Here is a 25,319-nt window from a genome sequence, read left to right as displayed (position 1 = left end):
ATGCCTCCACACAGAACACACACCGCCCAGTGCGGTTTTTTCGAGGGGTCAGGGTATGAGTAGTCAGGCGACGAATGCAAAAGGTTCTGAAGATCCGATCCTGCAATGGGTGACCTTCAAGCTGGACAACGAAACCTACGGCATCAACGTGATGCGCGTTCAGGAAGTCCTGCGTTACACCGAAATCGCGCCGGTACCGGGTGCGCCAAGCTACGTGCTGGGCATCATCAACCTGCGCGGTAACGTGGTCACCGTGATCGACACCCGTCAGCGCTTCGGCCTGAACAGCGGCGAGATCAGCGACAACACCCGTATCGTCATCATCGAAGCCGACAAGCAAGTGGTCGGGATCATGGTCGACAGCGTGGCCGAAGTGGTTTACCTGCGTCAGTCGGAAATCGAGACTGCGCCGAACGTCGGCAACGAAGAGTCGGCCAAGTTCATCCAGGGCGTGTGCAACAAGAACAACGAGTTGCTGATCCTGGTCGAGCTGGACAAGATGATGAGCGAAGAAGAATGGTCGGAACTGGAGAGCATCTGATTGATTCTCGAGGTAGCGGTCATTGTCCTGTTCCTCTTTTGGGCAGGCACGCTGGCAATGTTTCTGGCGTACATCAAGGCGCAGCGGGTGATCGCTGCGCAACAGGCCCAGGGCGATGCGCTGCGTGACCAGCGCATCAAGGACCTGGCCAAGCGTGTCGACGACTATCAGAACGGCAACGTGCGCATGGGCGAAGCCCTGCACGAGCTGCGCTCGGTCGTCGGCCCGTTGCCGGACAAGATTGTCGCGCTGGAACAACGCGACCCGTCGAGCCTTTCGTTCGCCCAGGCGGCGAAACTGGTGGGCATGGGCGCGAGCGTCGATGAGCTGACCCAGTCCTGCGGCTTGACCCAGGCCGAGGCGGAGTTGATGCGCAAGCTGCACAGAAGCTGATATGCGTAGAGGCATGTCATTTGAATAAGAATCGCCGGTCATGCCGGCGATTTTTTTTGCGCTCGATTTTGTTGCCTGATTCGCCCATGACCGTCTATCTGAACTGGTATTTCTGACAGTAGAGAATTTCGCTCATCGCTCCTCACACTTCTCGTGACTCGCGATAGTCCCGTCGGCTTTTTCAGGCAGACGCGTCTGATCGCCAATTCACCGATCCAGCCAATCGTGGAGTGGGTATGCATTTGCCAGCCAGAATCGAGCGCGTGAAAAAAGTCCGGTCACCCGGTGTTGCCGCCCTGTGGCTGGCAGTCGTGCTGCTCCTGACGGCTTGTCAGGCTCAGGTCAGCAGGCTTGCTCCAGAAGCCGATATTGCCGACCGGCAAAATTGTCACGGTGTCCACCTGGTCAATGTCGTTGCGCATATGGACGACGATCTGCTGTTTATTGATCCGCGGATTTCGCAAGTTCTGGCTGCCGGCGGCTGTGTGACCAGTATCTTCATGAACGGTGGCAGTTCTGGCGCCGGTTTCGACTATGTGTTGAAGCGCGAAAGCGCGTCGAGAAAAGCCTATGAAAAAATGCTGGGTTTTGCGACCGGATGGACGCCTTACCTGATATTCACTGATTCAGCCATTGTGATGAGCGTCAAGGCCAATGAGCGACCTGGATTGAAGCTCATATTTTTGCGTGTGCCGGGGGGGGACGTTCGTGGTGGAGATGTGCCGCTGGCCGATTTGCTCGACCTCGATAAAACTGTTCGGAGTTGGCCCTATCTGGACTCGGCTTCAGGTCCGGTAAACCTCTACAGTCGAACATCTTTTGTGCAGCTCTTGACTGAGCTGATCGTCAATGAAGGAGCCACCCGGGTGTATGCACTCAATCCGGATACCGTTCCGTACACGGAGCATCCTGATCATATTTATTCGGCACGTTTGACGCGCCTGGCCTTGCGCGGGATCAGTGCAGATATCCCGGTGGTTTATCACGAGACCTATCCCTCGGCGGCCGTCGCTCCTAACGTGGACCCGGCAGCGGTGCAGGCTAAACGGCATGTTGTCGCCAGTTACTTTCATTTTGAAGGGGCTGAGCCAGTCAGCAGTGCGTACAGTGAAGCCACCTGGAATGGCAATTGGGTGGCGCGACTCAATTTCACGCTCAGCCATGCTCACGCCGCCGGGCCACTGGTGAATATCCCTTTCAGACCGCTAGTCAATTTCCAGACGCAACAGTGCCTGGTTTCCAATGGATTGGGGCAGCAGGTGACACTGGATGGATGTGAGCCAGACGCTGACCAGCGCTGGGCGTTTGTGCCCTCCGACATTGCAGTCGGCGCGAGCAGGGGAGTTGCACTGCTGAAAACAGCCTCTGGCCATTGCATAGCGCGTCAGAATGGCCAATTGATCGAACGCGCATGTGAAAGCAGTGAGCCCTCTCAACACTGGACTCCGTGGGATTTCGGGAAAATTTATGTTCCCGGAGCGCAGGGGCAATGTCTGGACGGAGTACAGCCGAGCTTGATAGCGGATTGCAGGGAGTTTGCGGGTTCTACGTTGTGGGTGCGCAGCATCGATAACATCGACAGCAATGATTCGATGGAAGTGGCGCTGACGGGGGATGTCATCGGTGACGGGACGAACCGGACGGTGCAAGTGCAGCGCCGGGAGGATGGTCCAGGTGTCGATATTTGGGTCACGTCGCTGGACGCAGACGCGATTGCATCCGAGAAATGGTATGAGGACAGACTTCCATTTGATCCAGACTCTTTTGATTCCGGGTGTGCTACAGCCATTTGCTACGACGCTACGCGCTATCTGCTGGCTGATTTCACCGGTGACGGCAAGGCTGATCTGATGGCGATATCGCCCGGAAAAGCTGACGAAACCATTTTCAGGCTATTGAAGAATGAAGGCGGGCATTTTGCTGATCCGGTTATCTGGCGTTCGGTTCCGCAAGGACATGCCTACCGGCAAGCTCAGCAATATCTGGCTGGCGACTTCAGGGGCTTCGGCAAGCAAGATGTGTTGATCGTGCAAACCCTGAATAACACAGTGTCCGATTTCTGGCTGATGGAGAATAAAGGGGCGAGTCTGGGCGTTCCTGCTCACTGGGGAGATGCTCGAAAAAACCCATTGCCGGTCCATTTCTACAGCGCCAGGCTGGACAGCGATGGCAAGGATGATGTGCTCGCTGTTGATTCAAGTGCACAGTTCTTGAAGCTGCTCACCTACAGGAGCAGCGGCCGTTCTCTGGATTTTGAGAAAGCCTTGGAGTTGCCGGGCTTCTATTCTGCGCGTTCAAAGACCGCAGTGCTGGATTCGCCGATTACCAAACTGACCGATGTATGGGTGCTGCACGCTCGATCAGACGGTAGTGATATCAATTTCTGGAAAGTCGCAAATCTTGGCGGCGGAGAGTTCGAAGAGCCTTCGTCTCCGGCTTTCGAGACGAGCGTGCTTAATTGGGCCGACGTGCGGCCTTACGGGCTGGGGACGGGCAGGCAGATCCTGCTTCCCTATCGCGTCAACGATCCTGTGTATGAGTATTACTGGCGAATCGGGAAAGTTGGCTTCAAGGCACTGAATCTGTCCGAGCAAGGTATGCCCCTCGAGATCAAGGATTATGGACTTTCACCACGGTTTGAATGGGCGAACCTGCAGTGGCGAGCGCGCTTGAATTGAATAGCGAGCGAGGACGCGTGCACTTGAGCCTGTATCCGGCGCGGCCTAGTAATCAGCCCCGCGTTCGGTAACGTCCTTCTCGACCATCGGCGCATCCGGGTCCTGTCCCTCGGGGAATTTCCCTTTCAGGTTCCACGCAAACGCGATGATCTCGGCGATGGTGCGGTACAGCTCCTCGGGGATGCTGTCGCCCAGTTCCATGCGCGCCAACAGCCGTACCAGCTCGGCGTTTTCATAGATCGGCACTTCGCAGTCGCGGGCAATGCGCAGGATTTCTTCGGCCAGTTCATCGTCGCCCTTAGCTGTGAGGGTCGGGGCGTGGTTGCCGTCGTATTTGAGGGCGATGGCCTGGCGTGGAGCAGTGGAATCGTTCATGCGGTTTCATCGACCCAGCGGTGTTCGAGGCGGGTTTGATTGCCTTGCGGCGGGGTGCCGAGGTGGCAGTCGAGATCGCCGACATTCAGCCCGCGATCGAGCAGGCGCTGGCGCAGGGCGAACAGATTATTGCCGATCAGGTCGGCGGTGTATGGGCGTTCGGCCCAGAGCTGGCTCGACAGGCTGCCGGCAATCAACTGCGCCTGAATCTGCATCGGCCCCAACGGCTCCATGTCGAACGCCAGGTCGACGCGCCACAGCTGCTGTCTGGGCTCGCGTTCGTCACGGCGTTCGTTGGGTTGCGGTTCTCTTTCCGGCGCTTCTTCGCGCTGAAACTTGACCTGCAACGGCACGATGTCCTGCAGATTGCGCATGGGGATTTCCAGCTGCCAGGTGCTGAGCAGGCGGCCGTCGTCGGTGACTCCGGTCTGTTCCAGGCTCGACAGCTGATGGCTTTGCAGGCGCGACACGGCGGCTGCAGCGAGACGCAGCAGATGTTCCAGGTCAGCTTCACCGTCCTGGCTTTGCAGCAAGCGGTCGGGCAGCGGAAAACTGCTCGGCACGGGTTTGGCGCTGACCTGGCCGAGGGTGCCAAGTGCGTTGCGCACGAAACTCGGCAGCGCCTGCGCCAGGGTGTTGGCGGCGATGATCGCGTTGAAACTGGCATTGCCCGGTGCGCCCGGCGACAGCTGAGCGATCAGCTTGAGCAGATCGGCTTTCATGTCCGGGGCCAGCGCAGGATTTTGTCCGGTCAGCAATTTGGCTTCGAGGAAGGCGCCGCTGTTGGCCAGTGCCAGGGCCACGCCTTTGGCGCTGCTCATCTGCTGCACATCGGGCAGGTTGGCGAGCAGACGCACGACGGCAGCGCGCAGATCCTGTGAGGTCTGATCGTCGTCGCTCGGCAGGTTTTGCAGAGCATTGAGCAAACCGTCCAGCGAACCTTGGCGACTCTGCTGGCCGAGCAGTTGCTGGCTCACCGCCAATTGCTCCTGGCGGCTGCTCAGCGGCACGAACTTGAGGGTTTGCGAATCTTCGACCAGTGCCGAGAGCAGAGTGCCGATGCGCAGCGGCGTCGGGCTGTCGATGTCCAGCGTGGCACCGCTCTGCGCGGTGTTGAGCAGGCTCACCAGCGAGCGGTACACCGTCGGCTGTCCCGGCACTTGCGGCAGTGTCTGCGAGGTCAGCACCTTGCCTTGCAGCAGCGTGCCGACCGGCAACTGCGCGGTGTCGATGCGGGTGAGGGCGGCGACGCTGCTGGCAATCGCCTGTTGCACGGTGATCGCCAGATTGCCCGCCGACGGCTGAGTGACGGCCAGGTTGGTGCCGGTCGGCAACGGCAGGTTGCTGCTGGCTTGCACGGTGGTCTGCCGACCGCCGTCGACGGTGACCTTGAGCAGCAGTTGAAAGGTCTGATCCGCCTGCTTGAGTGACAACACCTCGGCCTGAGCGCTTTGCCCGGCGCCGATCAGGCCTTCGACCGGGGTCAACAGCTTGAGCAACTCACCGCTCATCACCAGCGGACGCGTGTTCGCCGGGGTGGTGGGCGGCAGCGGGAGGATGTTCATTTCGCCTGTCATACGCGGACACAACCTGAGGAAATTGCGCTCTTGGGAGTAAGGCACGGCATGTATAATGCCGCGCGTCTTGCGCTTCGTTCAGAAAACATAGCAATTGTTTGATCCAGCTCTCTGCTTCGCACCGTCATTGCATTTATCCTGCATCTCTTTAACGGCCGCGCCAGAGCCGACTTGAACCGTATAAGGCCCGTGATCCCTTGACCAGTCCTGTCCTGCAAACCGTTGCCCTTGCCTGTGAGCGAGACCTGCGGCTGCTCTTCGAAAATCTCGAATTGACACTGGCCAGTGGCGATATGGTGCAGATCAGCGGCCCCAACGGCAGCGGCAAGACCAGCCTGCTGCGTCTGTTGTCCGGGTTGATGCAGCCGACCAGCGGTCAAGTGCTGCTCAACGGCCAGCCCTTGACTGCACAACCGAGCGAACTGGCGCGCAACCTGTTGTGGATCGGCCACGCTGCCGGGATCAAGGACCTGCTGACCCCGGAAGAGAACCTGTCCTGGCTCTGCGCCCTGCATCGGCCGGCCGAGCGCGAGGCGATCTGGCAGGCACTGGCAGCCGTAGGATTGCGCGGATTCGAAGACGTTCCCTGCCACACCCTGTCCGCCGGTCAGCAACGCCGCGTGGCGCTGGCGCGGCTGTATCTGGACAGCCCGCCGCTGTGGATTCTCGACGAGCCGTTCACCGCGCTCGACAAACAGGGCGTGGCGCAGCTTGAAGAGCACTTGGCCGGGCACTGCGAGCGCGGCGGTCTGGTGGTGTTGACCACGCACCACACGCTGAGCCGGATGCCGGCCGGTTATCGCGATATCGATCTGGGGAACTGGGCAGTATGAGTGTGTTCGGCCTGCTGGTTGCCCGTGAGTCCCGTTTGCTGTTTCGTCGCCCGGCGGAACTGGCCAATCCGCTGATTTTCTTCGCCATCGTCATCGCCTTGTTCCCGCTGGCCGTCGGCCCGGAAACTCAAGTCTTGCAAAACCTGTCCCCGGGGTTAGTCTGGGTGGCCGCGTTGTTGTCGGTCCTGCTTTCGCTGGACGGACTGTTTCGCAGTGATTTCGAAGATGGCTCCCTGGAACAGTGGGTCCTTTCGCCGCACCCGCTGCCCCTACTGGTGCTGGCCAAGGTGCTGGCACACTGGCTGTTCTCGGGACTGGCACTGGTTCTGCTCTCGCCGTTGCTGGCGTTGATGCTCGGTTTGCCGGTCGCCTGCCTGCCGGTGTTGCTGTTGTCGTTGCTGCTGGGTACACCGGTGCTGAGCCTGCTCGGTGCGGTGGGCGCGGCGCTGACGGTTGGTTTGAAACGCGGCGGCCTATTGCTGGCGTTGCTGATTCTGCCGTTGTACATCCCGGTGTTGATCCTGGGCAGTGGCGCCTTGCAGGCCGCCTTGCAAGGCATGCCGGCGACCGGGTATCTGCTGTGGCTGGGTAGCCTGACCGCCCTGGCGATCACCCTGACACCTTTTGCAATAGCTGCTGGCCTGAAGATCAGCGTCGGCGAATAATGAGGTCTGGTTAAAATTTAACCAGCAAAGACCCTGAGACTGCTCACACCGATGAGCGGCACCCGTGATGGAAACAGTATGAACTGGACCTGGTTTCACAAGCTCGGCTCGCCCAAGTGGTTCTACGGCATCAGCAGCAGGTTTCTGCCGTGGCTGAGCATTGCCGCGTTGCTGCTGATCAGCGTTGGCGTCGTCTGGGGCCTGGCCTTCGCGCCGCCGGATTATCAGCAGGGCAACAGCTTCCGCATCATCTACATCCACGTTCCGGCGGCGATGCTGGCGCAGTCGATCTACGTGATGCTGGCGGTATGCGGCGTGGTCGGGCTGGTGTGGAAAATGAAACTGGCCGACGTCGCCCTGCAATGCGCGGCGCCGATCGGCGCGTGGATGACCGCTGTGGCGCTGGTCACCGGGGCGATCTGGGGCAAGCCGACCTGGGGCTCGTGGTGGGTCTGGGATGCGCGGCTGACGTCGATGCTGATTCTGCTGTTCCTGTATTTCGGCGTGATTGCGCTGGGCAATGCCATCAGCAATCGTGACAGCGCCGCCAAGGCCTGCGCCGTGCTGGCGATCGTCGGGGTGATCAACATCCCGATCATCAAGTACTCGGTGGAGTGGTGGAACACCCTGCACCAGGGCGCGACCTTCACCCTCACGGAAAAACCGGCGATGCCCGCTGAAATGTGGCTGCCGCTGTTGCTGACGGTGCTGGGGTTCTACTGCTTCTTCGGCGCCGTGCTGTTGTTGCGCATGCGCCTTGAAGTGCTCAAGCGCGAAGCCCGCGCCAGTTGGGTTAAAGAAGAAGTGCAGAACAGCCTGGAGGCCGCGCGATGAGTTTCGCTTCATTCGGCGACTTCCTCGCCATGGGCCATCATGGCCTGTATGTCTGGTCGGCCTACGGCATTTGTCTGACGGTGCTGATCCTCAACGTGGTCGCCCCGATCGCGGCCCGCAAGCGCTATCTGCAACAAGAGGCGCGTCGTCTGCGCCGGGAGAACGGCAAGTGAATCCGCTGCGCAAAAAACGTCTGACCCTCATTCTGGCGATCCTGGTCGGGGTCGGCGCTGCCGTCGGCCTGGCCCTCAGCGCCCTGCAGGAAAACATCAACCTGTTTTACACGCCGACCCAGATCGCCAACGGCGAAGCGCCGCACGACACGCGCATCCGCGCCGGCGGCATGGTCGAGAAGGGCTCGCTGCAACGTTCGCCGGACTCACTGGACGTCAAATTCGTTGTCACCGACTTCAACAAAGCCGTGACCATCACCTATCGCGGGATCCTCCCGGATCTGTTCCGCGAAGGGCAGGGCATCGTCGCATTGGGCAAACTCAACGCCGACGGCGTGGTGGTGGCCGATGAAGTGCTGGCCAAGCACGACGAGAAGTACATGCCGCCGGAAGTGACCAAAGCGCTGAAAGACAGTGGTCAATCGGCACCGACCCCAGCGAAGGAGGGTTGATCGATGACTTCTGCACTGTTTATTCCCGAACTCGGCCATCTGGCGATGATTCTGGCGCTGTGTTTTGCGCTGGTGCAGGCCGTGGTGCCGCTGTTCGGTGCGTGGCGCGGCGATCGTATGTGGATGGGCCTGGCCCAGCCGGCGGCGTGGGGTCAGTTTGCGTTCCTGCTGTTTGCCTTCGGTTGCCTGACCTACGCGTTCATGACCGACGATTTCTCGGTCGGTTATGTGGCGATGAACTCCAACAGCGCCTTGCCGTGGTACTACAAGTTCAGCGCGGTGTGGGGCGCCCACGAAGGTTCGCTGCTGCTGTGGGCGTTGATCCTCGGTGGCTGGACCTTCGCCGTGTCGGTATTCTCCCGGCAGTTGCCGCAAGTCATGCTCGCCCGTGTGCTGGCGGTGATGGGCATGATCAGCACCGGTTTCCTGTTGTTCCTGATCCTCACCTCCAACCCGTTCTCGCGGATTCTGCCGCAGATTCCGGCGGATGGGCGTGACCTCAATCCGCTGCTGCAAGACATCGGCCTGATCGTCCATCCACCGATGCTCTATATGGGTTATGTCGGGTTCTCGGTGGCCTTCGCCTTCGCCATTGCCGCACTGCTCGGTGGTCGTCTCGACGCCGCCTGGGCACGCTGGTCGCGCCCTTGGACGATTGTCGCCTGGGCCTTCCTCGGCATCGGCATCACCCTCGGTTCGTGGTGGGCTTACTACGAACTCGGCTGGGGCGGCTGGTGGTTCTGGGACCCGGTGGAAAACGCCTCGTTCATGCCATGGCTGGTCGGCACCGCGCTGATTCACTCGCTGGCAGTCACGGAAAAACGTGGCGTGTTCAAGAGCTGGACGGTGTTGCTGGCGATTGCCGCATTTTCGTTGAGCCTGCTCGGTACGTTCCTCGTGCGCTCCGGCGTGCTGACTTCGGTACATGCGTTTGCCTCGGACCCTGAGCGCGGCGTGTTCATTCTGATCTTCCTGCTGTTCGTGGTCGGCGGTTCGCTGACGCTGTTTGCGTTGCGCGCTCCGGTGGTCAAGAGCCAGGTCGGCTTCAACCTGTGGTCGCGGGAAACCCTGCTGCTGGGCAACAACCTGGTGCTGGTGGTGGCGGCGTCGATGATTCTGCTCGGCACCCTGTATCCGCTGATTCTCGATGCCTTGAGCGGCGCCAAACTGTCGGTTGGCCCACCGTACTTCAACGCGTTGTTCATCCCGTTGATGGCGTTGCTGATGGTGGTGATGGCGGTCGGCGTGATCGTGCGCTGGAAGGACACCCCGGTGAAGTGGCTGGCGAACATGCTGACCCCGGTGCTGCTCGGCAGCGTCGCATTGGCGGTGGTGGCCGGTATCGCTTACGGCGATTTCAACTGGGCGGTGATCGCGACGTTCCTGCTTGCCGCATGGGTGTTGCTCGCCGGTGTGCGCGACATCTTCGACAAGACTCGCCACAAGGGCCTGATCAAAGGCCTGCCAACCCTGACCCGCAGCTACTGGGGTATGCAGATCGCTCACCTGGGCATCGCCGTGTGCGCCCTCGGCGTGGTGCTGTCGAGTCAGAACAGTGCCGAGCGCGACCTGCGTCTGGCGCCGGGCGAGTCGATGTCCCTGGCCGGTTATCAGTTTGTGTTCGAAGGTGCCAAGCACTTCGAAGGGCCGAACTTCACCTCCGACAAGGGCACCGTTCGGGTGATCCGCGACGGCAAGGAAGTCAGCGTGCTGCACCCGGAAAAGCGCCTGTACACCGTGCAGAGTTCGATGATGACCGAGGCCGGGATCGACGCCGGTTTCACCCGCGATCTCTACGTCGCATTGGGCGAGCCGCTGGAAAACGGCGCGTGGGCGGTACGGGTTCACGTCAAACCGTTCGTGCGCTGGATCTGGTTCGGCGGTCTGCTGACCGGTCTGGGCGGATTGCTGGCGGCGCTGGATCGGCGTTATCGAGTCAAGGTCAAAGCCAAGGTGCGTGAAGCCCTCGGCCTGCAAGGAGCGGCTGCATGAGACGTTGGTTGATGCTGGTACCCCTGGCGATTTTCCTGCTGGTGGCGGTGTTTCTTTATCGCGGTCTGTACCTCGATCCGGCGGAACTGCCGTCGGCGATGATCAACAAGCCCTTCCCGGAATTCAGCCTGCCGAATGTGCAGGGCGACAAGACCCTGACCAAGGCTGACATTCTCGGCAAACCGGCGCTGGTCAACGTCTGGGGCACCTGGTGCATTTCCTGCCGGGTCGAGCACCCGGTGCTGAACAAACTGGCCGAGCGCGGTGTGGTGATCTACGGCATCAACTACAAGGACACCAACGCCGATGCGTTGAAGTGGCTGGCCGAATTCCACAACCCGTACCTACTGGATATTCGTGACGACGAAGGTTCGCTGGGCCTGAACCTCGGCGTGTACGGCGCGCCGGAAACCTTCTTCATCGACGCCAAGGGCATCATCCGCGACAAGTACGTCGGGGTGATCGACGAACAGGTCTGGCGCGAAAAACTCGCAGCCAAGTATCAGGCGCTGGTCGATGAGGCCAAGCCATGAAGCGCTTTATCGCTGCCGTGGTCTTGGGCCTGAGTCTGGCCGGTGTGGCGCATGCCGCGATCGACACCTACGAGTTCGCCAAGGAAGGCGATCGCGAGCGCTTTCGTGAACTGACCAAGGAACTGCGCTGCCCCAAGTGCCAGAACCAGGACATTGCCGATTCCAACGCGCCGATTGCCGCCGACCTGCGCAAAGAGATTTTCCGCATGCTCGGCGAGGGCAAGGACAATCAGCAGATCATCGATTTCATGGTCGATCGCTACGGTGATTTCGTCCGCTACAAACCGGCGCTCAATGCCAAGACAGCCTTGCTGTGGTTCGGCCCGGCCGGTCTGTTGTTCGGCGGTCTGGTGGTGATCGCGGTGATCGTTCGCCGACGCCGCGCGCATCGCACCGAGACCCCGCCATCGCTGTCAACCGAAGAGCGTCAGCGCCTCGACCAACTGTTGGATAAAAACCAAGAATGATTGATTTCTGGCTTGCCGCAGGGCTGTTGCTTCTGGTCGCCCTGAGTTTTCTGCTGATCCCGGTTTTGCGTGGCCGTCGCGCCCAGCGTGAAGAGGATCGAACTGCCCTGAACGTGGCGCTGTATCAGGAGCGCGTGGCCGAGTTGCAAGCGCAGCAGGCTGAAGGTGTACTCGATGTGGCGCAAATGGACAGCGGGCGCGCGGAAGCTGCGCGTGAGCTGCTCGCCGATACCGAAGGCGTTGCCGCACCGCGTGTATCGAGACTGGGCAAGCCGTTGCCGTTGTTGGCAGCGGTGCTGGTGCCGGTGTTGGGCCTGGGGCTGTACCTGCATTTCGGTGCTGCCGATAAAGTCGAACTGACCCGCGAATTCGCCCAGGCGCCGCAGTCGATGGAAGAGATGACCCGACGTCTGGAGCGTGCCGTCGCCGCGCAACCGGATTCGGCGGAAGGCCTGTACTTCCTCGGGCGCACCTACATGGCCCAGGATCGTCCGGCAGATGCGGCCAAGATGTTCGAACGCGCCGCCAACCTGGCCGGTCGCCAGCCGGAGCTGCTCGGCCAGTGGGCGCAGGCGCAGTATTTCGCCGACGGTAAAAAGTGGTCGGACAAGATCCAGGCCCTGACCGATGAAGCGCTGAAAGCCGATCCGAAAGAAGTCACCAGCCTCGGCCTGCTCGGCATCGCCGCGTTCGAGGGTGAGCGTTATCAGCAGGCAATCGACTATTGGAACCGGCTGCTGGCGCAGTTGCCAGAGGGCGACAACTCCCGCGCCGCCTTGCAGGGCGGGATCGAGCGAGCCACCGAGCGCCTGCAAGCCAGTGGCGGCAAGGTCGCCGCAGCGCCGGCCGCCAAGGTTGCCGCTCTGCTCAAGGTGCGCGTGGATCTGTCCAGCGAACTCAAAGGCAAGGTGCAACCGGGCGACAGCGTGTTCATCTTCGCCCGCGCCGTTTCCGGCCCACCGGCACCGCTGGCGGCCAAGCGTCTGACCGTGGCCGATCTGCCGGTCACTGTCGAACTGGGCGATGCCGACGCCATGATGCCGCAGTTGAAACTGTCGAACTTTCCTGAAGTCCAACTGGTTGCACGCATCTCTCGCGCCGGTCAGCCAACCGCCGGGGAGTGGGTAGGTCGCAGCGGCCCGCTGGCCAGCAGCACCACCTCGCCGCAAACACTGACCATCGACAGCCCCGACAAATAACCCCGGAACCCACAGGAAAGCACCGCCATGCACAGCCTCGCCCGCATCTCCGTCATCACATTGGCCTTGAGCATGAGCGCATGTGCGGTGCACCGACCGGAACCGACCACCAACCTGCCACCGATCCCGCCGTCACAACCGAGCCCGACCCCGTCGACCTCGCCGACTCCGGGCAAAAGCATCCCGGCCAAACCGTCCAAGCCAGTCCCACGCACCTCAGCCAGCTTCGCCCCACCACCGGGCGGCAACAGCCACTGGGACCAGAAGCTCGGCGTCTACGTCCTCGACGACCAGCCCAACACCTTCTACCGCCAGCGCACCTACTTCCGCTGGAACAACGGCTGGACTCGCTCCGTCAGCCCCAACGGCCCTTGGGAAGACACCGATATCCACGGCGTACCGCCGGGATTGGGCAAACAGTTCGGGCAGTAATGAAAAACGGCGATCTCTGGATCGCCGTTTGTTTGTCTGGTGTTCACAAAATGATTATTCAGAGAATCGCACGATAGGCGCTTAGCGCCCGAACTGACTCAACCAATCCCTGTCGCTGCAAAAGATCCAGAAACGGCTCAACGGCTATTGGCGGCAATTTAAGTTGTTGGCGCTGCCGTTGCGCTGCAGCGATAACAACTGCCTGATCAAGGTGAAACAGGTTTTCGACAAACTCATCAGGGTGTTGGGCCTCGACGCCATAGGGGGCGAGGCAGGTATCGGGAAAATCTTTCAGGTTGAACGTCACGATCACCCCTGCACCACAGCGTATGGCTGCGGCCAGAACATGGCGGTCGTTGGTATCGGGTAAGGAAAGTCCGGTGATCAGGTCCTCAAAATCGTAGACACAGGCATCCGGAATGGCACGGTCCATAAGCTCGGACGTGCGATCCAGTTGCTCTATCGTCAGATCGGTTCGGTTTTTCAATAAATTGCGTTTCCATTCGCGGTGAATCTGCTGAGTCCATCGGGCCCGAAATCGCCCCGATAGCGCGAGCCACATCAGGAAGTCTCTCAATGGGGCGGGGTACAAAACACATGCATCGTATACAGCGGTGAAAGGTGAATGCCTCACTCGTATCCTGTCCTTAACGCCTGTGCCTGCTCCGCGAGAAGCGCCATTGCCTGCTCGCTGGCGGTGTCGCGCCGGGTTTTATAGTCCATCAAATCGGCGAAACGCACACGTCGGTGCTTGCCGGTTTTGTGGTAGGACAACTCGCCACTTTCCAGCAGTTTTATCAGGTGCGGGCGTGAGACGTTGAGCAAGTCGGCGGCTTCCTGAGTGGTCAGCTCGGCGTGCACCGGTACGACTTTGACCGCGTTACCCTCGGCCAGCGCCGCCAGAATATCCATCAGCAGTTGTAATGCCGAGGTCGGCAGCTCGACCTGATGCGCCTGGTTCTGTTCGTCGAAAATCTGGATGTGCTGGGTTTCGAATTGGGTCGCGAGGTAGGCGGCAAGCGCGCGTTTGCCTTCAATTGCGGCTTTGACTTCGCGCTCCACCGGGAAGTTGATAGAGGGGTGAAGGACGATCGACATAATGGATTCCAGCATTCTGAATAGAGGATGCTGAAACGTTATTCGAATTAAACGAAAATCGCAATAAACGAAACGCGGCCTGTCAGGTCAGGTGTTTCAGCAAATTTTCCATGTACTCCACAAACGCCCGCGCCTTCGTACTGACCATCCGCCCCGTGGGAAACACCGCCCACAAGTCCTGATCCGGCAAACGCCAGTCACTCATCACCGCCCTGACCGCACCGCTTGCCAGCTCCGGGGCGAACATCCATTGCGAGGCGATGGTCAGGCCCTGGTCGGCCAGCACGGCTGCACGCAAACCCTCGGCGGCGCTGACCCGCAGGCGGCCGGTGAGGGTTTGCGTCTGTTGTTCGCTGCCCTGAGTGAAGGTCCAGGTGGCGCCGCCGCTGAGGTTGTAGACGATGCCTTGGTGCTTATCCAAATCGGCAGGGCAGCTCGGCTCGCCGTGGCGGGCGAAGTAGGCCGGGGTGCCGAGCACTACGCGGCGACAGTCGGCGATTTTACGCACGGTGAGGCTGGAGTCGCTGAGCGGGCCCATGCGCAGGGCGACGTCGATACCTTCTTCGACCAGATTGATATTGCGGTCATCGAGCATCAGGTCGATGTTCAGCTGTGGATGCTGCTCGAGAAACGGCCCCAGCTGCGGCACGACGTGCAGGCGGCCGAAAGTCACCGCAGCGCTGATCCGCAGGTTGCCGCTTAAACCGCTGGCGCTGCCACGGGCGGCGTTATCGGCTTCGTTGGCTTCGTCGATGGCGCGTCTGGCCCGTTCGAAAAACGCGAGTCCGGCTTCGGTCGGGGTCAGGCCGCGAGTCGAGCGCAGCAACAGGCTGACCGCCAGGCGTTTTTCCAACTGAGCGATGGTTTTCGACACGGCGGGCTGGCCGATATTCAGCCGTCGGGCGGCGGCGGAAAAGGAGCCGGTTTCGACCACGTAGACGAAGGTTTCCATGGCGGCGAGGCGGTCCATCATTCTTCCTGCAAATCTGAAAGTTGTCGTAGTCCCCTTGTGGGAGCGGGCTTGCTCGCGAAAGCGGTCTGACATTCAGCACATGTATTGGCTGATCCAACGCCTTCGCGAGCAAGCCCGCTCCCACAGGGAATAGGGTGCTGAGTGTAATCCGCGTCCATTCAATCACATGCGGTAAAACAACCAAACGTCGTCCTGCAGATTTATGTGCTTGAGTAAAGATAACTCTAGGGTTACTTTTATTCGGCCGAAGCAAGGAGGCGGTAGGTGCAAAGCAGGCTATTGATCAAGGAGCTGGAGGAGGCAGGCTGGACGCTGGATCGAGTCACCGGCAGTCATCACATCTTCACGCATCGTTACAACCCGTACACCATTCCCGTTCCTCACCCTAAAAAGGATTTGCCGCTGGGGACGGTCAAAAGCATCAGGAGGCGTGCCGGGTTGTACCACCCGCCAGCCAGCTACAAGGGAGATCCATAATGCAATATCCGATCTGCATCGAATGGGGTGACGACAACACCGCCATCGGTATTCAGATACCTGACATTCCCGGCGCCGTCACGGCCGGGGACACTTTCGAGGACGCCTATAACGCAGCCGTTGAAGTCGCCCATCTCATGTTGCAGGAGATGGCGGCGGACGGGGAATCGATTCCGATGCCGACGTCGGCAGCGGCGCATCGCAATAATCCGGAGTTTGCCGACATGGGCTGGGGGATGCTCGAGCTGGATATCTCGCCGTACATGGGCAAGACCGAGAAGGTCAACGTGACGTTGCCAGGCTATGTGATCCAGCGCATCGATCGCTATGTGCGTGAACACAATGTCAAAAGCCGCTCTTCGTTTCTGGCAGATGCGGCGATGGAGAAGCTGGTTCGGTATTAAGCGTCATCGCTCTCACAGGCCCAGTGAGCAACCTGTGGGAGCGAGCTTGCTCGACATCTTACGCCGTTGCCAAAGCACCACGCTGCGACGCACTCAGGAACCGCAACAACGCCAGCAGCGGGAAGGCGCTGCCGACAATCACGATCCACAACCAGCCGCCATGCTCATACACCGCACTGGCGACCGACGAGCCGAAAGCGCCGCCGATGAAGATGCTGGTCATGTACAGCGCGTTGAGGCGACCACGGCTTTTGGCGTCCAGCGAGTAGACCGCGCGCTGGCCGAGAACCATGTTCATCTGCACGCAGAAGTCCAGTACCACGCCGGTCACCGCGAGGCTGATGACGCTGTAGGCCGGGTGAATGAAGGCCGGCAGGAAGCTCAGGCTGGCGAACAGCATGGCCAGCAAGGAAGCGATGCGGGTGTGGCCGGCGTCTGCCAGGCGTCCGCTGATCGGCGCGGCGATGGCACCGATGGCACCGACCAGCGCGAAGATCGCGATCTCGCTTTGCGACAGGCCATGGTTGCGCGCCAGTTCCAGCGGCACCGCTGTCCAGAACAGGCTGAAGGTGGCGAACATGCAGCCCTGATAAAACGCCCGCTGACGCAGCACCGGTTGCTGGCGCAGCAGCGTCCACAGCGAGCCGAGCAACTGGCCGTAGGACGCGCTGTGATCCGGTTGGCGCTTGGGCACGGTCAGCGCCAGCACCACGCTGATCGCTGCCATCAACGCCGCAGCAATCATGAACATCGCACGCCAGCCGAAATGGTCAGCCACCACGCTCGACACCGGTCGCGCCAGCAGAATGCCCAGCAACAAGCCGCCCATGATCCCGCCGACCACCCGGCCCCGGGATTCTTCCGGCGCCAGGTGCGCGGCCAGCGGAATCAGGATTTGCACCGACACCGAACTGAAGCCCACCAGCAACGAGATCAGCAAAAACACATTCGGCTGGCTGGTGAACGCTGCACCGAGCAGGCTGGCAATCGCCACTACAGTGGTGATGATCATCAGTCGGCGGTTTTCCAGCAGGTCGCCCAGCGGCACCAGGAAGAACAGGCCCAGCGCATAACCGATCTGCGTCAGCGAGACGATGAAGCTGGCCATGGTGTCGGAAAGACCAATGTCCGGCGCGATCAGCCCGATGATGGGTTGCGCGTAGTAAATGTTGGCGACGATCGCGCCGCAGCAGAAGGCGAACAGCAGCACCATGCCTCGGGTCATTGCGTGAGTTGTGGCGTTCATAAGGTTTCTCGATCCAGCGAAAGGGAATGCGGTGAGGCTAAGGGACGCACCGAAGCGGCGGTAGAAGCCTTGTATCGATATCAGTTATTCCGTTGCGGAATGATTGGCTTCAACGGCGGTGTCGTCCATCGGCGAACCTTGCGTCCGGCCGGGGAGGGCTGATGATACATTCACTTACATCTTCTTCGATAGCGTGCTTATGTTTACCGCTGCGCTTTTACTGTTCATCAACGGAGGATTGCCATGTTGCGCCAGCTGCTGCGTCACACCACCACGATTGCCTTGATTGGCCTGCTCAGTGCCAATGCGGTGCAGGCCGCTGATGCCCCGGGTATGCGTCTCGGCGTGCGCGGTGAGATCACCGGGGTCAGCGCCGATTCGCTGAAAGTCCACGTCAACAGCGGCGAGAACGTGGTGATCCGGTTGACTGCGGACACCAAGGTGCGTGCCGTCACGCTGGCGAATATCGAAGACATCAAACCCGGCAGCTACATTGGCTCGGCCGCCATGCCGCAGGAAGATGGCACCCTCAAGGCAATGGAAGTGCACGTATTCCCGCCGGAACTGGCCGGCAGCGGTGACGGCCACCGGCCGTTTGATCTGGCCAAGGGCAGCAGCATGACCAATGGCAGTGTCGGTGATCTGGTGGTCAGCAATGGCCGGGTGCTGACCGTCAACTACAAGGGCGGGCAGCAGAAGATACTGGTGCCGGAGGACGTGCCGATCGTCAACCTGATGCCGGGGGATCGCAGCTTGCTCAAGGTCGGGGTGAAGATTGTCAGCTTCGTGACCCAGGACGCAGACGGCACGTTGACCGCGCAATCGATTTCCGCCGGCAAGGATGGCGTGACCCCACCGATGTAACTGGCTGACAAACAATCCCCTGTGGGAGCGGGCTTGCTCGCGAAGGCGGTGTGTCAGTCAAAAACATGTATCTGACACACCGCTTTTGCGAGCAAGCCCGCTCCCACAGGGGGAGGTGTGGTGATTTCCAATGCCCACAAAAAAGGCGCCCTGTTGAGGTCGCCTTTTTCATGTCCGCCAAATCTTACTGGCTGTAGATCTGATCAAAGATCCCGCCATCATTGAAGTGGGTCTTCTGTACCGAACGCCAGTCACCGAAGGTCTTTTCAACCGACAGGAAGTCGACTTTCGGGAAACGGTCGGTGTACTTCGCCAGCACTGCCGGGTCCCGTGGACGCAGGTAGTTGGCGGCGGCGATTTCCTGACCTTCCGGCGACCACAGATATTTCAGGTATTCATCGGCGGCGGCGCGGGTGCCTTTTTTGTCGACCACTTTGTCGACCACCGACACCGGTGGTTCGGCCTCGGCGGAGACGCTTGGGTAGATCACCTCGAACTGATCGCGACCGAACTCGCGAGCGATCATCTCGGCTTCGTTCTCGAAGGTCACCAGCACGTCGCCGATCTGGTTGGTCATGAACGTGGTAGTCGCGGCACGGCCACCGGTATCGAGCACCGGCGCCTGCTTGAACAGTTTGCCGACGAAGTCCTTGGCTTTGTTCTCGTCACCGCCGTTTTTCAGCACGTAGCCCCAGGCCGAGAGGTAGGTGTAGCGGCCGTTGCCCGAAGTTTTCGGGTTCGGCACGATCACTTGCACGCCGTCCTTGAGCAGGTCCGGCCAGTCTTTCAGGGCTTTCGGGTTGCCTTTGCGGACGATGAACACGGTGGCCGAGGTGAACGGTGCGCTGTTGTTCGGCAGGCGGCTGACCCAGTTTTCCGGCACCAGTTTGCCGTTGTCGGCGAGGGCGTTGATGTCGGTCGCCATGTTCATGGTGATGACGTCAGCCGGCAGGCCGTCGATCACCGAACGCGCCTGCTTGCTCGAACCGCCGAAGGACATTTGCACGGTGATGTTTTCGTTGTGCTCGGCCTGCCAGTGTTTCTGGAACGCAGTGTTGTAATCCTTGTAGAAATCGCGCATCACGTCATAGGAGACGTTAAGCAGGGTCGGTGCGGCTTGAGCCACGCTGCCAAAGGCAAGACCGGCGGCGAGAAGTGAGGCGCCAAAGAGTTTTTTCACTGCGCATTCCTTGTTGTGTCGGTGATAACGGTCGGGGGTGATACCGTTTTGCCAGCGACTATAGCCGGGCTGGCATAGTCATTTAAAGATTAAAAAGCTCTGTGCTTATTCCACTTTCTTAAACAGCTGACTGCCGCACCGCGAGCAAAACGCTGCGTTCTGTTCATGGCTGTTTTTCTTGCAAACCGGGCAGTCATGTTGCAGCTGTTCGCCGCGCATGGCGTTGGCCAGTTCTGCAGTGAAAATCCCGGTGGGCACGGCGATGATCGAGTAACCGGTGATCATCACCAGCGACGAAATCACCTGGCCCAGCGGGGTCTTCGGCACGATGTCGCCGAAGCCGACGGTGGTCAACGTCACAATAGCCCAATAGATGCCTTTGGGGATGCTGGTGAAGCCATGTTCCGGGCCTTCGATCACGTACATCAGGGTGCCGAACACCGTCACCAGGGTGCAGACGCTGACCAGAAACACCACGATCTTCTGCTTGCTGCCACGCAGCGCCGACATCAGGTAGTTGGCTTGCTTGAGGTACGGGCTGAGCTTGAGCACGCGAAAGATCCGCAGCATCCGGATGATGCGGATGATCAGCAGGTACTGCGCATCGCTGTAATACAGCGCCAGAATTCCCGGTACGATCGCCAGCAGATCCACCAGTCCGTAGAAACTGAAGGCGTAGCGCAACGGTTTCGGTGAGCAATACAGGCGCAGGATGTATTCACCGAGAAAAATGACGGTGAAACCCCACTCGATGTAGGCCAGCACATTGGCGTAGTTCTGGTGAATGCTGTCGATGCTGTCGAGCATCACCACCACCAGGCTGGCAAGGATGATCAACAGCAATGTGCCGTCGAAGCGCCGCCCGGCGAGGGTGTCGCTCTGGAAAATCATCACGTAAAGCCGTTCGCGCCAACTGTTGCTGCTGTCCATGGATAACGCCTGAATTGAAGATCAGCGCAGCCTAGGTTGATTGTCCCCCTGTGCGCAAGGCGTGGCGTCGACGGCCGCTTTGCCAAGCATCTGGATCCCGGCGCGGATCAGCCAGCAAGCGAGGATGAACGGCGCGGTCAGCGTCGCCAGACCGAGAGCGACGAACAGCGGGGTGACCAGCAGCGCAAGGACGATGCCCAGCAGCGACAGCCACGGTTGCTTGCGCTGCGCACTGAAGGCGAGGGCGGCGAGTACCGCGTTGTAACTGCCCAGTCCCAGCAATGCCGCGCCGGTTTCGTGGTGCAGCAGACTGGACGCAAGGCCGATGGCTGACGCGAATAATGCCCAGCAAAAGGCGCGGCGATCAGCGATCAACAAGCCAATGGCGATCAATGCGCCGGCCAGTGGATGATCAAGGAACATCACCTGACCCAGTCCACGCAACTCAGCGGCGAGCAAATTCAGCGTGTTCATCTCGATGTGCGCTGTCGGCGCGGACGGCTCGGCGAACAGCAGCAGGATCCAGCCGATGGCCACGAATGGCGAGGTGTAGGCCGGTATCGATCGACTGCGGTAAACGTGTTTGAGCCATTGCTGAGTGAGCATCGCACTGACGCCGCCAGCCGCCAGAATCAGCGGCGGCAGCAGCGGTGACCAGGGGAAATACAGACTCAGCAACAAGCCGAGCAGCACGCCGTTGTAGCTGAACAAACCGGCCTGACGATCCGCCTTGGCATAGTTACGTCGCTGTGCAGTGAGCAATCCAGCGACCGCCCCGAGCAGCGCGCCGGCAAACAGCACCGGCGCAGTGAGCAGGATCGCCAGCAGGCACAACAGGCCGCATAGCGGGTGGCGCTGAAGGAATATCTGACTGAAACCGTTGAGCAAAGCCTCGGCCCAGTCGGGGCAGTGGGTGTTGAAATGATTGGCAGGCATGTTGAGAAAATCTGGGCAGTTGGAAAATCAAAAGGTCTTGCCAATAACTGTGGCGAGGGAGCTTGCTCCCGCTGGGTCGCGAAGCGGCCCTAAAATGGGTCAATGCGGTTCTTCTGTGAAAACCGTCATGCCCTAAAAGCGACGACTGCTGCGCAGCCGAGCGGGAGCAAGCTCCCTCGCCACAGGTTTTGTGTTGCTAGTCAGATCAATGTCTCGATCCGCAGTGAGTTGGTCGATCCCGGCTGCCCGAACGGCACGCCGGCGGTGATCAACAAGGTATCGCCACGCTCGGCCATGCCTTGCGCCTGGGCGATTTCCAGCGCGGTCGAACACACTTCATCGACCTGACGCAGGCGATCGTTGACCACCGAATGAATACCCCACGCCACACTCAAACGTCGTGCCGTTTGCAGGTTCGGCGTCAGGTTGAGGATCGGCGCTTTCGGCCGTTCCCGCGCCGCACGTAATGTCGAGGCGCCCGACTCGCTGTAGTTGACCAGCACCGCCACAGGCAGCACGTTGCTGATGCGGCGGATCGCGCAACTGATCGCATCGGACACCGTCGCTTCGGCTTTCGGTCGGCTGACGTCGAGCTGCGTCTGATAGTCCGGACCGTTCTCCACCTGGCGGATGATCTTGCTCATCATCTGCACCGCTTCCAGCGGGTATTCGCCGGACGCGGTTTCGGCCGAAAGCATCACTGCATCCGCGCCTTCAGCCACAGCGTTGGCCACGTCAGTGACTTCAGCACGGGTCGGTGCCGGGGAGAAGCGCATCGATTCGAGCATCTGCGTCGCCACCACCACCGGTTTGCCGAGTTCACGGCAGGTTGTGATGATGTTTTTCTGGATCTGCGGCACGCTTTCCGCCGGCACTTCGACACCGAGGTCACCGCGCGCCACCATGATCGCGTCGCTCAGTTCGGCGATTTCGCGCAGTTGTTCAACCGCTGACGGCTTCTCGATTTTCGCCATCAGAAAGGCCTTGTCGCCGATCAGTTCGCGGGCTTCGAGAATGTCCTGCGGACGCTGCACGAACGACAGCGCCACCCAGTCCACGCCCAGCTCCAGACCGAAGCTCAGGTCGCGGCGATCCTTGGCGGTCAGCGGGCTCAAATCGAGCACCGCCTGCGGCACGTTCACGCCTTTGCGGTCCGACAGTTCGCCGCCGGCGAGCACGGTGGTGTCGATCGCGTCGGTGTATTTGCTGACCACGCGCAGGCGCAGTTTGCCGTCATCCAGCAGCAGATCCATGCCGGCTTCCAGCGCGGCGATGATCTCCGGATGCGGCAGATTCACCCGACGTTCATCGCCGGGTGTGGCGTCCAGATCGAGGCGGAACGCCTGACCGCGATGCAGTTGCACCTTGCCGTCGGCGAACTTGCCGACGCGCAGTTTCGGCCCCTGCAAATCCATCAGAATGCCCAGCGGATAGTTGAGCTGGCGTTCGACTTCGCGGATCCACTGATAGCGCTTGGCGTGGTCGGCGTGATCGCCGTGGCTGAAGTTCAGGCGGAAGATGTTGACCCCGGCCTCGACCAGTTCACGGATATCTTCGATGCCATCGACGGCAGGCCCGAGGGTGGCGAGGATTTTGACCTTTTTATCAGGCGTCATGATTTGCAGTTCTCAAGGATCAGGATGGCGCGGAAGTCGTTGACGTTGGTGCGGGTCGGCTCGGTGACGATCAGCGCGTCGAGCGCCTCGAAGTAACCGTAACCGTTGTTGTTATCCAGCTCGTCGCTGGCGCTCAAACCGAGGGCGGCGGCGCGGGCGTAGCTGTCCGGGGTCATGATTGCGCCGGCGTTGTCTTCCGAACCGTCGATGCCGTCGGTGTCGCCGGCCAGCGCATAAACGCCTGGCTGGCCCTTGAGGCTGTCGGTGAGGCTCAAGAGGAATTCGGCGTTGCGTCCGCCACGGCCATTGCCGCGCACGGTCACCGTGGTTTCACCGCCGGAGAGAATCACGCACGGCGCAGCGAGTGGCTGCCCATGATTGATGATCTGCCGAGCAATGCCGGCGTGGACCTTCGCCACTTCACGTGACTCACCTTCCAGGTCGCCAAGGATCAATGTGCTGAAACCGGCCTGACGGCATTTCACCGCCGCTGCATCCAGCGATTGCTGCGGGCGGGCGATCAACTGGAAATGGCTGCGAGCGAGGCTCGGATCACCGGGTTTGACCGTTTCCGATTCCGGGCTTTGCAGCCAGGTGCGCACCGAGGCCGGGACTTCAATGTTGTAGCGCTTGAGGATCGCCAGCGCTTCGGCCGAAGTGCTCGGGTCGGCCACGGTCGGGCCGGAGGCGATGACCGTGGCGAGGTCGCCCGGTACATCGGAAATTGCGTAGGTGTAGACGGTGGCAGGCCAGCAAGCCTTGCCGAGGCGGCCGCCCTTGATCGCCGAGAGGTGCTTGCGCACGCAGTTCATCTCGCCGATGGTCGCGCCGGATTTAAGCAGGGCTTTGTTGATCGACTGCTTGTCGGCCAGGGTGATGCCTTCGGCTGGCAGCGCGAGCAGGGCAGAACCGCCGCCGGACAGCAGGAAGATCACGCGGTCGTCTTCAGTCAGATTGCTGACCAGTTCCAGTACGCGTTTGGCCACGGCCAGACCGGCAGCGTCCGGTACCGGATGCGCGGCTTCGACCACTTCGATTTTTTCGCACGGAGCGCCGTGACCGTAACGGGTCACCACCAGACCGGATACTTCACCCTGCCAGCAGCGCTCGACCACCTGGGCCATGGCAGCTGCGGCTTTGCCGGCGCCGATGACGATCACCCGACCCGTGCGATCGGCGGGCAGATGGGCTTCGAGGACTTGGTTCGGATGGGCCGCGTCGATGGCTGTGGCAAACAGCTCGCGCAGCAGTTGTTGCGGATCGACCGACATGGCGGGCTCCCGGAATTCTTGTTATTCGAAAGGGCAACTCGGATCTTGTAGGAGTGAGCCTGCTCGCGATTCAGGCAGCGCGGTAAATCTGACTCACCGCGGCGATTTCATCGCGAGCAGGCTCACTCCTACAGGTTTAATGAAGGCTTTATTTTTTGTCGCGAATCGAGAAGTTGGCCATGTGTTCCAGGCCCTTGATCAGCGCCGAGTGGTCCCAGTTGCTGCCACCGATGGCCGCGCAGGTGCTGAACACTTGCTGGGCGTTGGCGGTGTTCGGCAGGTTGATGTTCAGCTCCTTGGCGCCTTGCAGGGCCAGGTTCAGGTCCTTCTGGTGCAGGCTGATGCGGAAGCCCGGATCGAAGGTGCCTTTGATCATGCGCTCGCCGTGCACTTCGAGGATCTTCGACGAAGCGAAACCGCCCATCAGCGCTTCACGCACCTTGGCCGGATCAGCACCGTTTTTCGAAGCGAACAGCAGGGCTTCAGCCACGGCCTGAATGTTCAGCGCGACGATGATCTGGTTCGCCACTTTGGCGGTCTGACCGTCTCCATTACCGCCGACCAGGGTGATGTTCTTGCCCATGGCCTGGAACAGCGGCAGTGCGCGTTCGAAGGCATCGGCGTCGCCACCGACCATGATGCTCAGGGTCGCAGCCTTGGCGCCGACTTCACCACCGGATACCGGGGCGTCGAGGTATTGCGCGCCTTTTTCGTTGATCTTCTTGGCGAAAGCCTTGGTGGCGGTCGGCGAGATCGAGCTCATGTCGATCACGACTTTGCCTTTGCCGATGCCGGCAGCAACGCCGTCGGCGCGGAACAGCACGTCGTCGACCTGCGGGGTGTCCGGCACCATGACGATGATGAATTCAGCTTCCTGCGCCACTTCGCGCGGGTTGGCCAGGGCGACCGCGCCAGCGGCAACCAGGTCGGCTGGAGCGGCGTCGTGGTGCGCCGACAGGAACAGGCTGTGACCGGCTTTCTGCAGGTTCGAAGCCATTGGGTGGCCCATGATGCCGGTGCCGATAAATCCGATTTTAGCCATGAGAAAATCCTCTTGTTTTTGTCTTGCTCAAGCGAAATAGGGGGTGTTGCTTTGGGTGGGAGCGGGGTATCGTGCGGAAGGCGGGGGGGAGTCCAAATACCCGTTGGTGTGTCCACCCCCCCCCCCAGCCCCACCGCC

The 25,319-nt window shown here is 60.6% G+C and carries 28 protein-coding genes; 16 read left to right on the top strand and 12 right to left on the bottom strand.

Going from position 1 to position 25,319, the window contains the following annotated elements; all coding sequences use genetic code 11:
• Positions 1-55 precede the first annotated feature (55 nt).
• From LVD08_RS05845 to LVD08_RS05835, 3 genes are all read left to right on the top strand, one after another.
• Positions 56-541: a chemotaxis protein CheW gene (locus LVD08_RS05845; protein WP_003222936.1), complete on the top strand. Its 486-nt coding sequence runs from the start codon at positions 56-58 to the stop codon at positions 539-541.
• The gene (locus LVD08_RS05840; protein WP_007961680.1) at positions 542-934 is read left to right on the top strand and encodes a DUF2802 domain-containing protein; all 393 of its coding nucleotides are present in this window, start codon (positions 542-544) and stop codon (positions 932-934) included.
• Between the two features lie 236 nt (positions 935-1,170).
• Positions 1,171-3,612, top strand: coding sequence for an RICIN domain-containing protein (locus LVD08_RS05835; protein ID WP_247267701.1), 2,442 nt, complete (start codon positions 1,171-1,173; stop codon positions 3,610-3,612).
• Between the two features lie 45 nt (positions 3,613-3,657).
• On the opposite strand, the gene LVD08_RS05830 is transcribed toward LVD08_RS05835, so the two are convergent.
• Together LVD08_RS05830 and fliK are read right to left on the bottom strand one after the other, a co-directional pair.
• Positions 3,658-3,987, bottom strand: a complete 330-nt coding sequence (locus LVD08_RS05830; RefSeq protein ID WP_247267700.1) for an EscU/YscU/HrcU family type III secretion system export apparatus switch protein — start codon at positions 3,985-3,987, stop codon at positions 3,658-3,660.
• Positions 3,984-5,564 (bottom strand): flagellar hook-length control protein FliK, encoded by a 1,581-nt coding sequence (gene fliK, locus LVD08_RS05825; protein ID WP_247267699.1) that lies wholly within the window; start codon positions 5,562-5,564, stop codon positions 3,984-3,986. The genes LVD08_RS05830 and fliK overlap by 4 nt, the downstream gene beginning before the upstream one ends.
• Before the next feature lie 197 nt (positions 5,565-5,761).
• On the opposite strand from fliK, the gene ccmA reads away from it, so the two are divergent.
• From ccmA to LVD08_RS05775, 10 genes are all read left to right on the top strand, one after another.
• On the top strand, positions 5,762-6,397 hold the full coding sequence (ccmA, locus tag LVD08_RS05820) for a cytochrome c biogenesis heme-transporting ATPase CcmA (protein WP_145593019.1): 636 nt from the start codon (positions 5,762-5,764) through the stop codon (positions 6,395-6,397).
• The gene (gene ccmB, locus LVD08_RS05815) at positions 6,394-7,062 is read left to right on the top strand and encodes a heme exporter protein CcmB (protein WP_003222942.1); all 669 of its coding nucleotides are present in this window, start codon (positions 6,394-6,396) and stop codon (positions 7,060-7,062) included. Before ccmA ends, ccmB begins: the two co-directional genes overlap by 4 nt.
• 78 nt (positions 7,063-7,140) lie before the next feature.
• On the top strand, positions 7,141-7,896 hold the full coding sequence (locus LVD08_RS05810) for a heme ABC transporter permease (RefSeq protein WP_003222943.1): 756 nt from the start codon (positions 7,141-7,143) through the stop codon (positions 7,894-7,896).
• On the top strand, positions 7,893-8,069 hold the full coding sequence (ccmD, locus tag LVD08_RS05805; protein WP_115987129.1) for a heme exporter protein CcmD: 177 nt from the start codon (positions 7,893-7,895) through the stop codon (positions 8,067-8,069). Before LVD08_RS05810 ends, ccmD begins: the two co-directional genes overlap by 4 nt.
• Positions 8,066-8,521: a cytochrome c maturation protein CcmE gene (gene ccmE / locus LVD08_RS05800; RefSeq protein WP_041072935.1), complete on the top strand. Its 456-nt coding sequence runs from the start codon at positions 8,066-8,068 to the stop codon at positions 8,519-8,521. The genes ccmD and ccmE overlap by 4 nt, the downstream gene beginning before the upstream one ends.
• A gap of 3 nt (positions 8,522-8,524) precedes the next feature.
• A complete protein-coding gene (locus LVD08_RS05795; protein WP_247267698.1) occupies positions 8,525-10,513 on the top strand; it encodes a heme lyase CcmF/NrfE family subunit in 1,989 nt (662 codons plus the stop codon).
• On the top strand, positions 10,510-11,046 hold the full coding sequence (locus LVD08_RS05790; protein ID WP_041072930.1) for a DsbE family thiol:disulfide interchange protein: 537 nt from the start codon (positions 10,510-10,512) through the stop codon (positions 11,044-11,046). The genes LVD08_RS05795 and LVD08_RS05790 overlap by 4 nt, the downstream gene beginning before the upstream one ends.
• Complete coding sequence (locus tag LVD08_RS05785) at positions 11,043-11,513, top strand: cytochrome c-type biogenesis protein (RefSeq protein WP_225138002.1); 471 nt, start codon at positions 11,043-11,045, stop codon at positions 11,511-11,513. Before LVD08_RS05790 ends, LVD08_RS05785 begins: the two co-directional genes overlap by 4 nt.
• Positions 11,510-12,712 (top strand): c-type cytochrome biogenesis protein CcmI, encoded by a 1,203-nt coding sequence (gene ccmI, locus LVD08_RS05780; protein WP_247267697.1) that lies wholly within the window; start codon positions 11,510-11,512, stop codon positions 12,710-12,712. The genes LVD08_RS05785 and ccmI overlap by 4 nt, the downstream gene beginning before the upstream one ends.
• Before the next feature lie 27 nt (positions 12,713-12,739).
• Positions 12,740-13,144, top strand: a complete 405-nt coding sequence (locus LVD08_RS05775; RefSeq protein ID WP_134785764.1) for a hypothetical protein — start codon at positions 12,740-12,742, stop codon at positions 13,142-13,144.
• A gap of 58 nt (positions 13,145-13,202) precedes the next feature.
• Here LVD08_RS05775 and LVD08_RS05770 read toward each other — a convergent pair whose 3' ends face one another.
• The 3 genes from LVD08_RS05770 to LVD08_RS05760 form a co-directional block, all read right to left on the bottom strand.
• Complete coding sequence (locus LVD08_RS05770; protein WP_247267696.1) at positions 13,203-13,778, bottom strand: PIN domain-containing protein; 576 nt, start codon at positions 13,776-13,778, stop codon at positions 13,203-13,205.
• Positions 13,775-14,242, bottom strand: a complete 468-nt coding sequence (locus tag LVD08_RS05765; RefSeq protein ID WP_247267695.1) for a helix-turn-helix domain-containing protein — start codon at positions 14,240-14,242, stop codon at positions 13,775-13,777. The genes LVD08_RS05770 and LVD08_RS05765 overlap by 4 nt, the downstream gene beginning before the upstream one ends.
• 82 nt (positions 14,243-14,324) lie before the next feature.
• Positions 14,325-15,212, bottom strand: coding sequence for a LysR family transcriptional regulator (locus LVD08_RS05760; protein ID WP_103368093.1), 888 nt, complete (start codon positions 15,210-15,212; stop codon positions 14,325-14,327).
• A gap of 267 nt (positions 15,213-15,479) precedes the next feature.
• Between LVD08_RS05760 and LVD08_RS05755 the strand changes: the two genes are divergently transcribed.
• Together LVD08_RS05755 and LVD08_RS05750 are read left to right on the top strand one after the other, a co-directional pair.
• On the top strand, positions 15,480-15,692 hold the full coding sequence (locus LVD08_RS05755) for a type II toxin-antitoxin system HicA family toxin (protein WP_027613935.1): 213 nt from the start codon (positions 15,480-15,482) through the stop codon (positions 15,690-15,692).
• Complete coding sequence (locus LVD08_RS05750; RefSeq protein WP_007961664.1) at positions 15,692-16,096, top strand: type II toxin-antitoxin system HicB family antitoxin; 405 nt, start codon at positions 15,692-15,694, stop codon at positions 16,094-16,096. The genes LVD08_RS05755 and LVD08_RS05750 overlap by 1 nt, the downstream gene beginning before the upstream one ends.
• A 58-nt stretch (positions 16,097-16,154) precedes the next feature.
• Here LVD08_RS05750 and LVD08_RS05745 read toward each other — a convergent pair whose 3' ends face one another.
• A complete protein-coding gene (locus tag LVD08_RS05745; protein ID WP_247267694.1) occupies positions 16,155-17,342 on the bottom strand; it encodes an MFS transporter in 1,188 nt (395 codons plus the stop codon).
• 243 nt (positions 17,343-17,585) lie between these two features.
• Here LVD08_RS05745 and LVD08_RS05740 point away from each other — a divergent pair, with 243 nt between their 5' ends.
• A complete protein-coding gene (locus LVD08_RS05740) occupies positions 17,586-18,206 on the top strand; it encodes a DUF5666 domain-containing protein (RefSeq protein WP_247267693.1) in 621 nt (206 codons plus the stop codon).
• A 184-nt stretch (positions 18,207-18,390) separates the two neighbouring features.
• On the opposite strand, the gene LVD08_RS05735 is transcribed toward LVD08_RS05740, so the two are convergent.
• From LVD08_RS05735 to LVD08_RS05710, 6 genes are all read right to left on the bottom strand, one after another.
• Positions 18,391-19,386: a sulfate ABC transporter substrate-binding protein gene (locus LVD08_RS05735; protein WP_096796240.1), complete on the bottom strand. Its 996-nt coding sequence runs from the start codon at positions 19,384-19,386 to the stop codon at positions 18,391-18,393.
• Between the two features lie 105 nt (positions 19,387-19,491).
• Complete coding sequence (locus LVD08_RS05730; protein ID WP_103369706.1) at positions 19,492-20,316, bottom strand: ion transporter; 825 nt, start codon at positions 20,314-20,316, stop codon at positions 19,492-19,494.
• A 21-nt stretch (positions 20,317-20,337) separates the two neighbouring features.
• The gene (locus LVD08_RS05725) at positions 20,338-21,252 is read right to left on the bottom strand and encodes an urea transporter (protein WP_247267692.1); all 915 of its coding nucleotides are present in this window, start codon (positions 21,250-21,252) and stop codon (positions 20,338-20,340) included.
• Between the two features lie 200 nt (positions 21,253-21,452).
• Entirely contained in the window at positions 21,453-22,868 is a 1,416-nt protein-coding gene (gene pyk, locus LVD08_RS05720; protein WP_247267691.1) for a pyruvate kinase, read from the bottom strand.
• Positions 22,865-24,139 (bottom strand): glycerate kinase type-2 family protein, encoded by a 1,275-nt coding sequence (locus LVD08_RS05715; protein ID WP_247267690.1) that lies wholly within the window; start codon positions 24,137-24,139, stop codon positions 22,865-22,867. Before LVD08_RS05715 ends, pyk begins: the two co-directional genes overlap by 4 nt.
• A gap of 148 nt (positions 24,140-24,287) precedes the next feature.
• The gene (locus LVD08_RS05710) at positions 24,288-25,181 is read right to left on the bottom strand and encodes a 2-hydroxy-3-oxopropionate reductase (RefSeq protein ID WP_003222962.1); all 894 of its coding nucleotides are present in this window, start codon (positions 25,179-25,181) and stop codon (positions 24,288-24,290) included.
• Positions 25,182-25,319 lie beyond the last annotated feature (138 nt).

It is taken from the genome of Pseudomonas sp. YL2 (assembly GCF_023063025.1).
GTDB lineage: Bacteria > Pseudomonadota > Gammaproteobacteria > Pseudomonadales > Pseudomonadaceae > Aquipseudomonas > Aquipseudomonas putida_A.
The sequence above is the reverse complement of the archived record's forward strand: the minus strand, read 5'-3'. Positions and strand labels throughout refer to the sequence as shown.